Origin of the sequence: Leptolyngbya sp. CCY15150, assembly GCF_016888135.1 — a bacterium.
In the GTDB taxonomy this organism is placed as follows: domain Bacteria; phylum Cyanobacteriota; class Cyanobacteriia; order RECH01; family RECH01; genus RECH01.
In genome coordinates this window covers 1-14,544 of the sequence record NZ_JACSWB010000132.1, presented here as the reverse complement: position 1 = coordinate 14,544, position 14,544 = coordinate 1, and the positions used below count along the sequence as shown (strand labels likewise).

Below are 14,544 nucleotides of genomic sequence, written 5' to 3'. Positions count from 1 at the left end.
AGTCATAGGATAAGCTAAAAGTCTGGTTGTAACAAAATGTACAGGCTACACTAGCTACTTATTAAATACTAGAGTTCCTTGGTTTTCATCCCAGCGAATACCCCGCAATGTCTCAAGATGCTCTAGGCGGTGTTCTAAGTTTTGTGGTGTTAAATAGAGTTCTCGCGCTGCATACCAACACCAAGCTTCCAGCGATGGAAACTGACTCCAATCTCCTAGGTCAATATGCTGCATCATATCGCGATCGGTTTCATCAAAGCCTATATCATCTAAGCGGGTGCGATCGCTCAACGTTTGTTCAATCTCAGCCCAATCATAGCCAGCACAGCGCCGTAGAGAGATAGGTTGTTCTACCAAAGCTGTGAGCACAGGTAGGGCAGGATTATCCACAAAGTAATTAAACGTCGGTGCAAGCAGATCTAATAGCTCATAGAGTCCCTGCTGGAGTTCCTCAATCACGGTATTTGTGACGCCGCTGGTATCGCTAGCGGCTAAACTACCGTCATTATTGCTCAACAGATTGAGGAGTTCTATCTTGCGTCGCCAAGGTCTAATCTTGCCCACATGAATCACGCCGTACTGTCCTAAATCCACAGCCTTAAGTAGCAGCGCCATGAATAAAAACGTCTTTGCCGTCACTGATGTAGGGGCAAGATCCGCGTCGGGAAAGCGAAACTCTAGATGAAAAGGCAGAACATCTCCTGTAGCGTTAAACTGCAGATGTTCTAAATTTAAGAAGTTTTGATGCTCAGGCACAACGGAACTGTTTTTTAACACCCTATGAATCTCTTGCATCGTCATGATCACAGGAGAATGTTGAACCATCTCTAGATGGCTATTATAATTGCGCCGCCGGCAGAGCGTTTCCCGTTTATCACCTCCGCTGGTCAAAAACTTAAGCTCTGGTGCATAGCGTCGGACTAAATTCCAGAGGTTGGCAACAATGACTTCTGGAACGGGCTCGGCTAATCCAGGGGTGAGCAGGTGGAAGTGTAGCCCACAGGTAGCTCTAGGGCGGGCACCTGAACGGTGCAAAAAAGACATAATGCTGGCATATTGAGATTGCAACGTTCGAAAGTAAGGCTGTCGTCCAATAACCTGAATTTCGACGCCACAATGCTCCGTAACCACATCTACGACCCCATGGGTTCCTAAACAAGCAAAGTCATGGGATGGCTGCAGTGCCGTTTGCACATCGGCTTCAAAATCCTCTCGCTTAACCCGCTTGGGTGGCGCGACCTCAATCTCTGTACCCACCTTAGTGACTCGATAAAGTAAGTCTTTCCAGTATCGAGCTTCATTCGGTGCTAGGGGCGATCGGTGGTTCAGGATAATCGGATCTCTCATGAATGCAGCCCTCCTTGGGGTCGCTCATTCAGATCATCGTTGAACGACCACAACTTCTGTGCCAAACTAGACTTGTGAAAACGAGATAATAGAGCCTTTTCCTTCCTTCCATTGCACAATATCTTCATGCATTTTGTAGCCCATGCGTTTGAGAGCTGAGCGACAAGAGTTCATAATGGGACAAATGAATGGCTTTTCCACCCCTGCCTGCATGAGCTTATCTGTGAAGCCGCGGTTTACACAGTTTTTGACCCGTAATTGGAAGTGTTCTTGATCTTGAATGACGACTTCAATATCACTGGCAAATCCATATTCATCAACAAAGATACGGCTAATTTCATGCATCACGGCCTCAGGGTCTTCGCCTGCAATTTCTAGCCCCATTTCGTTTTCCATGACTTCAAGAATAGCATCGCCCATGGAGCCACTGAAAGCATTGACGCCTTTGCCTAAAATATCCCAAACTCCAGCGGCTAAGCTTAATAAAGCCAAATTCGACAGGCGAACTTGATTTTGTCTTTTTTGTTCTTCAGTAGCCATAATTATGACCTCTGTTGTGATGTTGATGAAAATCAGCGTAGGTTGTGTTTAGCAAATCACTGGTGTTTGAGGCGATCGCAATTTGCTTAGACTCATCTGAACCGATCTAGCGTAGGGATTTGTAGCGCCTACACTTTATGTTTTAGGAAGCTAACCAGATTGTTGAGAAATGACTGACTAACAGCCGCATCAGGTAAGGGTGATGGCACCTGCTGTTCGTCCTCTTCCTCATGCTGGTGAGCCGCTTCAGCTTCAATGGCCATCATGGGTACTTCTTCTAATAAGCCCACGACATTGAGCCGAAACACAATTTCTTGAACTTTATGAATCGGCAACTGCAAATGTTGAGCGATGGTTTGTAGTGAATCTTTTCCTCCAGTAAATTCCCAAACTTGCCACTCTACAGCATTCAACCGGAGACTAGGTTGGCCCTCTACCAAAGCAACAATAGTTGACATAGGATCCGGTAGCTTATCCTCTAACATGCTCCAATTACGAAGCGCTCGCAGACCAGCCAGGGTAACTTCTGTTGCAGGAGCACTCAGACCGGTCATTTCATCACAGGGCAGCACGGCCTTGCTATCAAAATGAAACCATCCATCCACCACGGAAAATAAAGCGCAAACCTGCCGCATCACTTGGGTGTAAAACAAGAGTTTTAGCTGCTCGGCGTCTAAAATCCCTTGAGATTTCAGATATAACCCGAGCGGCACCTTGGGCCCACAGGATTGGGCCAAACGACTAGCGGCGCGATCGCCCAGGAGGCCTCGTTGGCTGAGGCTGCTAATCAGTCCTCGGTGGTCGGATCGGTTAGCAGCAGCGACAACACGACCTTGATTGAACCAAATATAATGTTCTCGGCCACGAGGCGGGGCAGGCTCTGGTTGCTCAAAGATAGTCAGCAGCCCGGTTTTATGCCCCTGTTCTAGAAATTGAAAGATTTCCGCCAAGGAAAATTCTACTAAATGTCCTGTAATTGCCATAATGTTCCTTGTTGTCAATCATCGCTAAATGGGTTTACAAATTCAGGGCTGATGTGTGACAGTGACTTGAGGCTTTATATCCTGTGAAAATCATGCATACAATCAGCGTGCTTGAACCTTATCGATGCGGTGTAGGCTGTTCTACATTCCGTTGCTGGACTTGGCTATAGTGTTGTAGCAGCGTCATGATTGCAACGGCAACGGATCCGGCTTCGGTTGCATCGACGCTAACGATCGGAGGATGGCGGTCTGGATTTGGAAAGCCTAAGGCAATCAGGATATTTTCTTCATCCCAGGTGCCGGGCTGGTCGGTATGGGTCAACCCAATAATGAGAGGAGCCCGCGATCGCCGCTGCATAAAACTAAGAATTCGACGAGCATAGTGAAACTCCCGAGGGCGATGGGCCGCAACAAGCAACATGTAGGCGTGGGCACGTTGAATTAAAATGTCCCACATAAAGTCAAACCGAGCTTGTCCAGGCGTTCCATAGAGGTGAAGCGCCATATCAGGAGAGAACTGAAGTCGTCCAAAGTCAAATGCGACGGTCGTTTTTGGTTTGAGGAGGCTGGCTTCATCGGTTGCCCGTCGGTCGGTATCAACTACATCTATTTCACTCACTGAGCGAATAAAAGTAGATTTCCCAGCTCCGACGGGCCCGGTGACAACTAGGCGCATGATTTCCATGAGTTGGATCACCACAGACGACAGGACTAGTAAAGCAAGACGAGATACAGGTGCAATTGCGCAGCAATTACATTAAAACAAGCTTCAGTTCAGCGATCGCCCGTTTGATTTCTAACATCAAGACCCCTAGCTTAGCTGATCGATTAGCCAAGACTAGAAATACAGCATCTTCGGCACAACTGGTCAATACACCATAGCCGTGAGTTCCTTCAACATAGATGCGATCGATGCTGCCTCGGGCTAGCTCACTACCAATGCGTTCACCTAAGGACAGCATAGCAGCAGACATAGCAGATACCCGTTCATCATCCATGCCACCGGGCAAGCTGGTTGCTAACGGTAAACCATCTGGAGTTACTAGGGCAGCACCTTCAACATCACTGGTTGCAGACACAAAGTTTTGTAAAAGTGTATTGAGCTTTTCAACGTTAATAGCCATAGCTTCGGATTCCTTTTATCGAACGATTGGGTAGGGGCTTGTTTGTCTTATATGAGATCAGCGGCTAATGAGAAATCATGCTCTAGACATCCGGATAGCTGGTCGCAGGGATGAATACTGTAGAGAAGACTAGAGTGATTCATGGTGCTGTTGTTGAGTATGAGCTGACTGAGTCGGATGAGCGAGCAACAGTGGTTAAGCCGTTGAATAGATTTCTGGGAAATGATGGGTTGTTCTATATAGACGCTCCGTGGAGTTGCTAGGCGATACATTCAATCTTCGGTTCAACACTTCATTTATAACAACCCTGGTGATAGGTAACCCATAGGATAATTACTGATTTCACGACGTGATCATTCATGAACCTGGATACTGCAGGGTTTGTAACAAGTCGTAGATGTTAGCGTTATAATCATTACACTGTATAAGCCTTAAATATACATAATACGCAACAGTTCTTGATGCTTTCTGTAAAGTAATCTGAGGCTACTTCAGAATGATCTGTGTTGAATTTCCTCAACTAGTGGCGATCGCTGAGAAGTGGGCTGGCTTGGCTTTCCCGGTATTTGGCATATTGAATCATAGTCTATGAATTGAGATTGGGCAGGTTTTAGCGTTCATCTCTTAGTCCATTTTTTCAAATCTGAATAGCTTAGATCATCGTTTTAGTCCAGAAGAATCTCCAGTCAATCCAGATCGTTGATGCTAATCTCAATCAGGTGATTGATCTTCAACTCAAGCTTAGATTGAATTGAAAGGATCATGCTGTGAGGATAATATAAGGCAAGCAAAATATCATCTGTTCTAGATTATCGAGAACTGAACATTAATAGCGATCGCTTCCTCCATGGGGATTATGCGCTCTGCTGATGACAGCAGCGACAAAACGTTACACGTCATGGTAATGCTGGTCATGGGGTGATGGTATGGGGGCAGCGATCGCTTGTTGGCACAACTCTTTTTTGTAAACTAATCTTGCGCTTCATTTCATTTTGTATTTTTGAAATGCTAGTCCCAATTCACAGGCTCGGTAAATCTACGCCCCCTTGCTTTACAGAAGATCATCATTCCATAGGATGATGTTGGGTTTTCTGAATTTAGGACATCCAAAATGCGGGGAGCGCCGTACTATCTTTAGGCCCTTGCAAACCATAAGGGCTACTGTTGATGTATTCAAATCACCTAGGAAGCAAATACGCCATGCAAAACTGGTTCAAGACAATGCTTATAGCTGCCCTCAGCTTTGTCTGTGTCATTGGATTCTCATCCCCAGGCATCGGACAATCTCTTTTGTCCGCCATCTCTCAAAACGCTACGCCCCATACTCTTGAGCAACCTGCCGATCTGGCTACTAAGGCAGACATTCAAAACAACCTCCGGGCTGCTCAGTCCGTGTTGATGGCTCAAGGGATGACGGTTAGTCCTTTTAAAACCTATGTAGCGATTATGGGGGGCGATCAGATTGTCCCCAATGCTGTGATGGCTCCATCCATCGGCACGGTAGGCGCAGCGCTTGCGGGCAATCGCTTGATCGTGCGAGGCAGCTTTAAAGATATGTCTAGCCCATTACGGGACTATGCAACCGATCCCTTAGATCCTCCCAATCCAAACATTACCTCTGCTTTTCACATTCATCAGGGCATGGCCAGTGAAAACGGCCCCTTTCAATATGCTCTAGACGTCATGCTGGATGAGACTGGTTACGGTGGACGGGTGATGGGAGACTACATGCTCACCGACGAGCAGTTAGCCGCCTTAGATAGCAACATGCTCTATGTTGATGTTCATACAACTTGGTATCGCGGTGGAGAGCTCCGGGGCGTTCTTATGGCTGAATAGGGCCATTCAGACGCACACATCCCATGGTTCAACATGTGCGTCCCCCTAGCTCGTTGTTTCGGCGTTACTGAATAGACCTGATCGGTCATGAGTTGCTCGATATCCAAATGGATGTAGTAACCATACGATCGATCGGTTTCGGGCCAAGACTTGATTGTTTTTCCTAATTCCGATTAAGTCTAATGAAGATATGGCATCGGAATGTGAGCAAGATGCTGACACTACCTTCATGGTGAATGAATGGTGAGTATGAGCATCTCACTGACGGTTCGTTAGCGCAAATCCTATGGCAATTTAGTAACGCCTTATTTCCTATCCCATTGAACGATTAACGATTGATGGGTGACAGGGAGTTGATTCAGAGTCGCGATCGCTCCCTCCTTTCCTCGACCATGGGCATCTATAAACAGCCCAATAGTGTCAGCCAAAAGCGATCGCACCGCTGCTGCTGGCTGAGTTTCAGGGTAATCCAAGAAGGGGCAGCCGGTCGTACCATCAACCCCATCCGCGATTGAAAAATGATTTGCGCCCTCTACAATACAGAGATAGCTATCGTTCCTACCACCAGCGATCGCTTCCTGAAAGGTTCGCACCACCGGCGTTTGTGCCTGATCCCAGGTGATGCCGTAGCGATAACTGCTGTTAAAAATCACCCCGTCACGGGTGCCCCCCATCAGCAACATAGGTACCTGATCCGGCAGGGGTAAGATTTGACCCGCCTCATAGCCAAGCTGCACCGCTGCCGCTGCATGGCCGCCATAGGCAAACGTTGCAACAACGTTGGAGAAAAAGGTGGGATTGGCATTTTCGATCGCGACCCGCCCCCCAGCCGAATGACCACCCAGGATCATCCGCTCAAGATCTAGCAAACCTGCCAACACCCCTTCCGTCTGTAGATGCTCTAGTTCACGGATGATGGTTGGTAGGGCTGTTGCACTGGGGCCAGTGCCGTATCGAGCAGGGGCCATCATGGCAAGATCTACGCCGGGCGTTATGGCCACCATGCCGGGACTATTTTCCGCCACCCAGTTAAACGTGACGACCACAAAGCCGCGTTCTGCCAACGTCACCGCTAGCCATTGGTATAGCTCTGCACCACAGTTAATCCCATTGAAGAAAATCACGATTGGAAAAGGGGCTTGGCTCACATCAGCAGGCACCACCCCCAAGTTTTGAGTTGGGTCATTCTTTGATATCTGCCCTGGATAAAAAACTTTTAGGTGTAGGGTATTGTAGGGAGCTGCTACACCCTGCACTGCTGCGGCGCGAAACAATGCGCGAATAGTCATAGGATCGAACCTCCTACCCTCTAATCTAGGCATGATCTAGGAACAGATGTTACCCATGTCTAGGCAGCCTCCGATGTACCGCAGGACTATATCTACACCCATGGCACACCCTGAAGCCGATGAGCAACAGAGCTTGAGCGTTGCTGACCCAGGAAATAAACCTATAGCTACGGGATCTGATACTCCCTGTAGAATGTTGCAGAATTACACTGCTATTCAGCAACGCCAGATTTTGAGCTCAACTAAGATGATGTTACCCTAATCTGTTTTCAAAAAAACGGTCAGCGTCAAAACTTATTTTAATCTAACCCCATACTCAGATAGCTCTCATGGAGCCCTCAGGCAGGATACCCCATTTAGTAGCCCACACTACAACGCATAGCGATATAGGATATATCATACATCATATATGATTTACAGAAACCTCGACTCTGACGCGGGTTGAGCGATGACCAAGCCAGTAACTAAGAGGGATCGACCATGGTACCTATGAATCGACGCAAATTTTTGGGGCGGGCATCTGCCGCCGTGGGAGCAACCTTGCTCCTCAAAGCCTGCGCCTCACCATCGGATCCATCGCCATCTGCCGATTCTTCCGCCCCTGATGCGGCTGCCGATAGTTCTACCGAATCAGCGCCGTCTGAGCTGTTCCCCATTCGCTTCACCCTTGACTGGGCCATCCAAGGAGTTCATGCGCCCCTAGGCGTGGCGATCGCCAAGGGCTATTTTGAAGATGAGGGGCTAGACGTGCAGTTTGAGCGCGGTCAAGGATCTGCCGATTCGATCACCAAGGTGGCAGCAGGAGCCTTTGATATGGGCTTTGGCGATATCAATAGTCTGATGGAGTTCAACATCACCAATCCCGATACGCCGGTGAAAGCGATCGCCATCTACTACAATCAGTCGCCCATGAGTATCATGTCCTTGGAAGAGACTGGAATTACAGAGCCAGCCATGCTAGAAGGTAAGATATTGGGTATTCCAGCCGGTAGTGCTACCCGACGGATGCTGCCCCTGTTTGCCCAAACGGCAGGCTTTGATCTAGACCAAGTGGAAGTGCCGGCCATTGAATCGCGCCTGCAGCAGACGTTGTTGCTGACCAAGGAAATTGATGCGATCGCCCCCTTCACCATTTCCGCCCTACCTAACCTCAACGCCGAGGGTTATCCTCCAGATAAGCTCAATATTTTCCGTTATGCTGACTATGGTCTAGACTTCTACGGCAACGCGGTCTTAGCTCGGCAAGATGTCCTAGAAGCCAACCCTGAGCAAATGTCGGCCTTTTTGCGCGCGCTGACCAAGGGTTTGCAAGATACCCTTGCCAATCCCGATGAGGCCGTGGAGATCATGGCCCAGTTTGACGAACTCTACGAGATTCCCCTAGAGCGAGAACGGCTGCAGATTGCCATCGACACCCTTTTCCTGTCGCCGGAGGTGGAGGCCAACGGTTTTGGAGCGGTGGATCCCACGCGGTTTGAGAAAACCATCGGTCAAGTCGTAGAGGCCTTTGAACTGCCCACCACGCCTAAACCTGAGGATGTCTTCGACGATCGCTTCCTGCCTGAATTGGGCGATCGTCAACTCATGTAACCTCCTCTTGCTCCATCCCATGGGACAATGACAGCGATGGACTTACTGAACCGTAGGTCTCAGTCTGTCCTGGTGTTGCAGCCAGACACTCCACCGTGATCCACCGCTCTGCTGGCGGACGAGAACGAAATTATTCACTTGAGTTGATTCATGCCGAACCCTCTGCCCACTTGGTCGAAGTCTGTTGGTACCCTCCTATCCCATCCTGGAGACCAACCCCCGCAACATCAAGTGAGTTTGACCGTCAACGATGGCGTGATCCAAGCGATCGCCCCTGCCGACCTGGCTGACCATCCCGATTGGCTGGCTCTGCCGGCCCTAGCCAATGCCCACGACCATGGGCGCGGGGTAGCTCCCTTCGTGTTTGGAGCCCTGGATCAGGCCCTAGAATTGTGGCTACCGTCCCTGAAGCTCAGCCCATCTGTTCCAGTCTATGAATCCGCCGCCCTAGCCATGGCTCGCATGGCCAGAGGTGGCGTGGGGTCGGTGATGCATTGCCATAATCCCGCCAGCCCCAACGTGATGGAGGAAATGCTCCAGGTTTGTCAAGCGGCGCGAGACGTGGGCGTACGCTTGGGTTTGGCGGTATCGATGAACGATCGCAATTCCTTATCCTATGGCCATACCGATCGCTTACTCAACCTTATACCAGAGAGCGATCGCTCTGCCGTAGAACAGCTTTGGAACCAGCCACCGCGATCGCCCCAAGAGCAGCTTCAGCTCGTAGACGATCTGGCCGCCACCTGTGGTGATGACGATCGCATCACCATCCAGTATGGCCCGCGCGGCCCCCAGTGGTGTTCACCGGAGCTGCTAGAAGCGATCGCTGAAGCCTCGGCCAATACGGGACGGCGGGTGCATATGCATGTGCTGGAAACTCGCTACCAGCGGGAATGGGCCGACGCCCACTACCCCCAAGGGTTGATCACCTACTTGGATGAGATTGGCCTGCTGTCGCCTCGATTGACCATCGCCCACGGCATTTGGCTAACTCCTGCTGAAATGGAGCGGCTAGCGGAGCGCGGTGTGATCGTTTCCGTGAATACTAGTTCTAACCTACGGTTGCGATCGGGGCTAGCTCCCTATCGGCAACTGGTGCAATCCGGGGTGCCAGCGGCCTTTGGTTTAGATGGGATGGCCATCAATGATGATGATGATGCCCTGAAAGAACTGCGGCTGAACTATCATCTGCACGCTGAGGTAGGCATGGAACAATCGTTGACCTTATCGCACTTCTTCCGCGCCCATCGCTACGGGGCCACCGTCGTCACCCACCGCCAGGACATTGGTACCTTGGAGCCGGGCATGGCAGCGGATATTCTCATGCTCAACCGCGCGGCGCTGATGGCGGATGTGGTGCCAGATCTCTGCGATGAGGCGGCGCTGGTCATGGCTCGGGGAGCATCTCGATATGTGGATAGCCTATACGTGGCCGGGCATCCGGTGGTCTCTGCGGGTCAGGTAGTTGGGATTGATGAAGAAGCGATCGCCGCTGATGTGCGTCATGCCCTTACCCATCCCCCCGATCGGGTCTACAGTCTCCAGCCGTTAGTACAGCGCTATCAAAGTGCCCTCACTCAGTTCTATAGGCAAGGTTGGCATCAAAAACATAGCGAGGATGACTAGAGGATGCAGTTGAGACAAGGGTATGCCATCCTAATCTCTCGTTGATTAGCTCGGCAAAAGAGATCAAGCCCTGATTTTCTCAGCCTATCCAATCCTTGAATAGACATCATGGCGGGAGTCCATCAAGCTCTGGCCTCGTCTAGCGATCGCTCCTTAAGTTTCTAAACAGGCAAACGATAGATCCATAATCACATCGACCTGAATATTGTAGTTATAGTCCGACAACGCCTGTTTGAGAACAGTATAGTCATCTGGAATGTCTGCAATGAGCTGATCAATCCGATCATTTCGGCATTGGGTAGCGGCTTCATACAGTTGAGAGATCCAGTCTAAGGGCATCACCTTCAGATCCTCTGGTGTTAAGGTCAGAGCAGCCGTATTTGAGAGGGCGATCGCTTCTTCTGAGGTGAACGCTACGTCTAAATGTTGAGCAATGAACTGCAACAGTTCAGGAATTTGAATGGGCTTTTCCAAAAATGCATTGCAGCCTGCCGCGATCGCAGTAGCGCGATCGCTCTCCATAGAACTGGCTGATACCATAAAAATGGGTATAGCAGATAGCTGGTTCTGGGCTTCCCATTCTCGAATGTTGGCCGTAACCTGCTCACCACGGAAATCGGGTAAACGCTGATCCATCAAAATCAGATCGGGCTGGTAGGATTGCCAAGAGGCGATCGCCTCCTGACCATTCTCAGCTAAATAAACCTCAAATCCTAAATGACTTAAAGCATCCTCTAAAAACTGCCGATTCACCGCTTGATCATCCACCACTAAAATGCGGCAGGGTGGTTGCCCGATAGCTAGCCCCGTAACGGTCGGTGGTAAGGTAAGGATATTGGAGACGTCTCCAGCTAGGTCTACCACCAGCGTAAACTGGAACGTGCTGCCCCGACCAACCTCACTGCACAGTTGGAGATGGCCGCCCAGCAGCGTCACCAACTGCTGGCTGATGGCTAACCCCAGCCCTGTACTGCCCGACAGTTGCCGGCCAGCATCGGCCTGCTCAAACGCCTCAAAAATCCGCTGCTGATCCTCAGGGCTAATGCCGATGCCTGTGTCCTCCACCTGGAACGTCAGAGCCGCCGTAGGCAGGTTAGATGGAGAAGGTGCTGCACCGACGATCGCCCGCAGGGTAATGGAGCCATGGGGCGTAAACTTAATCGCATTTCCTAAGAGGTTAATTAAAACCTGCTTCAAGCGTTTACCGTCGGTAATGATGGATTTGGGTAATCTTGGATCAGCTTCAATGTCGAAGGCTAGACCGCGCGTTTTAATCTCCTGGCGGAGTAGGCCATAGATCGAGTCGAGTAAGGATGGCAGATTCACGGCCTCTAGATCGATACCCATATGGCCTGATTCAACCTTAGCCAGATCCAAAACATCATTGATCAGGCTCAGTAAATGATGACCACTGCTAAAAATGGTTTGGACGTAGTCTTGATACTGATAGGCTAGGTCAGGATCGCGCATGAGAATTTGGGCATAGCCCAGCACAGCATTCAGGGGCGTGCGCAGCTCGTGGCTCATGTTGGCCAAGAAGCGACTCTTAGCCTGGTTGGCAGTTTCTGCGGCAATGCGAGCTTCCTGTAGGTGCATCTCTGCCCGTTTGCGATCGCTAATATCTGACCCCTCCGCGAGAATCTGATAAACCTGTCCATCTGGATCCAGCAACGGCTTGAAGGTAACATCCACATAGCGCTCAACCTGATCAATCCCCATCACCAAAATTTCAGCCTGGCTTGTCTCTCCATGGCTAGCTCGTTCTGCCCCCTCTTGCATAATCGCCTGAGTTTCTGGATACGATACAAACCACGGCCCCTCCCATATTGGTACACCCATCAGATCTTGACGAGTCTCGGAGCAGAGTTGCAGAGCAGTATGGTTAATATCCAAGAACCTACCGTCTGGAGATAAGAGACCAATAAACCGCACCGCCGAGTTAAAAATACCTCGGAACTGTTGTTCTTGAACCTGCAACGCTTGTTCCATCTGCTTGCGCTCAGTGATATCCGTAGCGATCGCCCAATAGCTATCGGTTTCACCGCTACTGACAACAGGGAACAGAATCGACTGAAACGTTCTGAACTCGCCTTCAAGCTCCACATCATCTTCCACCATCAGCGGCGATCGGCTGATGATCAGTCGCTGCAGCCGTTCTCGAAACACCATTGCCATAGCATCTGGAAAAAGCTCTTCAAAGGTATGGCCAACAATATCCGACTGCGATCGCCCTAAGGTCTGAGCAAAGGCTGGATTCACCCGCACATAGCGACCCTCTTGATCAAATAAGCTAATCAGCGCTGGCGCATAGTCTAGGAAGGTTTGCAGCTCTTCATGCAGTTGTTGCAGCGCTAGCTCCGCCTGCTTGCGATCGGTAATATCCGCTACGCGCACCAACTGAAAACGCTGATCGCCAAAGGTAATATTCTTAGCAGATAAATCACCCCAGAATTCTCGTCCTTGGAAGGTAATGTATTCTAACTCTAGACTCCAGAATCCTTTCTGCTGGATCTCTTGCTGAATACTAGCAATTTCCGATTCTGTAAACGGTCGCTTTTGCAGTCGATGCCCCTCCATCTGGATCAAATCCTCTTTGCAAGAGGCTTCAAACAGCTCGACGGCCCGTTGATTGCAGTCTGTGGTCAGGATAGTGTCTAGGTCCACCAGAAAGAGAGCATCGCTCGATTCGTTGAAAATCAACTCGCGGAAATCTCGGCTATGGACAGGTTCTGCCTCCATCTGTTTGCGATCGCTAATATCGCGGCAGATACAGAAGTGTACCGGTTCTCCATACCAATCAACGGAATTCGCGCTAATTTCGACAGAATAGGTCGATCCATCATGACGACGATGCAGGGTTTCAAAGGTGGTACCGCAAAACGCCATGTCTTCAGCCTTAGCATCTAGATCTTCAGGCGACCAATAGGCTTCAAAATCCATGATGTTCAAGCTGGTCATTTCATCCAGAGAATAGCCCAACATTCTGGCAAAGCTAGCATTGGCTTCCATCACATGGCCAGCTCGATCGAGGATCACGATGCCATCAATCGATGCCTCAAAGAGAGTTCTACGACGGAGCACCTCTCGCTCTAAGGCAACTTCTGCCTGCTTGCGATCGCTGATATCAATGCCCACCAGGGTCACCACCCAGCCCGAGATAGACTCCTCTCGTCGCGACGTGATGGTATCTGCAATCCAGCAAATTCTGCCATCGGGACGATGATAACGATATTCCACCGTTGTTGTTTGCTGATCATGAATAGCTTGCAGCAGTTGGGGCATGACCCGAGCAGCATCATCGGGCAGGATGGACGACAGCCATTTTTCCGCAGGAAAGTCATCCAGGGGATAGCCAAACACAACGGTGCAACCGGGAGAGTGGTAAAGCGTTTCCCAGGTTTGGTCATCGTAGTAGTGGAAACTACTGATGGAGGCTTCAGCACTGTTGAGGATACTGCTGAGTTGGGCCTGAGATGCTTTCAGTTCCTGCTCTAGGCGTTTGCGATCGCGAATATCTACCACGATGGCTAAATCGCAGTAGGGATATCCATGGGCATCCCGCACCGCTGAAATGGTCACCTCTGCCCAGATCCATGTACCGTCTTTGTGGCGATAGCGTTTTTCTACGGTGAATGCATCTAGATCTCCCTCAAAGATGCGCGGAGCAGGACGGCCATGGAAAACCGTATCATTGGGATGGGTGATATCTTGAACCGTGAGCGCTAACAGCTCATCCCTAGAATATCCCAACAGAGTACAGAAATACTGATTGGCTTCCACCAAGCGGCCGGTGCGATCGGCTTGGTTGATCCCCACAGCGGCCTGCTCAAAAATAGCCCGGAATCGAGATTCACTGGCCTGCAAAGCCGCTTCGATCAGCTTGCGTTTCGTGATATCCAGGGCAGTGCCAAAGAGTCGCACAACCTGCCCTTGGGCATCTTGCTCCACCTTACCCCGCCCTTCATGGTAGCGAATGGAGCCATCGGGCTGAATGGCTCGGTAGTCAAAGGTATAGGGTATTCCATGGGCGATCGCCCGTTCCACATATTGAATCAGCGTCGGGCGATCATCAGGATGGATTTTTTGCAAATAGTCTGCATAGGAGGGAGTCAGCAATTCTCATTTTGACCAGTAGCTTGCCCAATCTGCCGAATCCTGAACGAAAGAATGAGCTTTTTCAACAAATCTATTGACACTGTTCTCAAT

Annotated in this window: 10 protein-coding genes; 3 read left to right on the top strand and 7 right to left on the bottom strand. The window is 50.1% G+C overall.

The genetic code is table 11. The annotated features are described in order from the left end of the window. Positions 1–54: 54 nt before the first annotated feature. The 5 genes from JUJ53_RS03360 to JUJ53_RS03340 form a co-directional block, all read right to left on the bottom strand. Complete coding sequence (locus tag JUJ53_RS03360) at positions 55–1,347, bottom strand: hypothetical protein (protein WP_204150567.1); 1,293 nt, start codon at positions 1,345–1,347, stop codon at positions 55–57. A gap of 66 nt (positions 1,348–1,413) precedes the next feature. Next, complete coding sequence (locus tag JUJ53_RS03355; RefSeq protein ID WP_204150566.1) at positions 1,414–1,887, bottom strand: hypothetical protein; 474 nt, start codon at positions 1,885–1,887, stop codon at positions 1,414–1,416. A 128-nt stretch (positions 1,888–2,015) separates the two neighbouring features. Continuing rightward, positions 2,016–2,870: a DUF4388 domain-containing protein gene (locus tag JUJ53_RS03350; protein WP_204150565.1), complete on the bottom strand. Its 855-nt coding sequence runs from the start codon at positions 2,868–2,870 to the stop codon at positions 2,016–2,018. A gap of 118 nt (positions 2,871–2,988) precedes the next feature. Beyond that, entirely contained in the window at positions 2,989–3,555 is a 567-nt protein-coding gene (locus JUJ53_RS03345; protein WP_204150604.1) for an ATP/GTP-binding protein, read from the bottom strand. Positions 3,556–3,622: 67 nt separating this feature from the next. Further along, positions 3,623–3,994: a roadblock/LC7 domain-containing protein gene (locus JUJ53_RS03340; protein WP_204150564.1), complete on the bottom strand. Its 372-nt coding sequence runs from the start codon at positions 3,992–3,994 to the stop codon at positions 3,623–3,625. Positions 3,995–5,194: 1,200 nt separating this feature from the next. Between JUJ53_RS03340 and JUJ53_RS03335 the strand changes: the two genes are divergently transcribed. After that, positions 5,195–5,833 carry a CHRD domain-containing protein gene (locus JUJ53_RS03335; RefSeq protein ID WP_204150563.1) on the top strand — a complete coding sequence of 213 codons (639 nt, stop codon included), beginning with the start codon at positions 5,195–5,197 and terminating at the stop codon, positions 5,831–5,833. 305 nt (positions 5,834–6,138) lie between these two features. On the opposite strand, the gene JUJ53_RS03330 is transcribed toward JUJ53_RS03335, so the two are convergent. Continuing rightward, positions 6,139–7,122, bottom strand: coding sequence for a dienelactone hydrolase (locus JUJ53_RS03330; RefSeq protein ID WP_204150562.1), 984 nt, complete (start codon positions 7,120–7,122; stop codon positions 6,139–6,141). 480 nt (positions 7,123–7,602) lie between these two features. Between JUJ53_RS03330 and JUJ53_RS03325 the strand changes: the two genes are divergently transcribed. Beyond that, positions 7,603–8,712: an ABC transporter substrate-binding protein gene (locus tag JUJ53_RS03325; RefSeq protein ID WP_204150561.1), complete on the top strand. Its 1,110-nt coding sequence runs from the start codon at positions 7,603–7,605 to the stop codon at positions 8,710–8,712. A 150-nt stretch (positions 8,713–8,862) separates the two neighbouring features. Further along, positions 8,863–10,338, top strand: a complete 1,476-nt coding sequence (locus JUJ53_RS03320) for an amidohydrolase family protein (protein WP_204150560.1) — start codon at positions 8,863–8,865, stop codon at positions 10,336–10,338. Between the two features lie 153 nt (positions 10,339–10,491). Here JUJ53_RS03320 and JUJ53_RS03315 read toward each other — a convergent pair whose 3' ends face one another. Continuing rightward, on the bottom strand, positions 10,492–14,454 hold the full coding sequence (locus JUJ53_RS03315) for a PAS domain S-box protein (protein ID WP_204150559.1): 3,963 nt from the start codon (positions 14,452–14,454) through the stop codon (positions 10,492–10,494). Positions 14,455–14,544 lie beyond the last annotated feature (90 nt).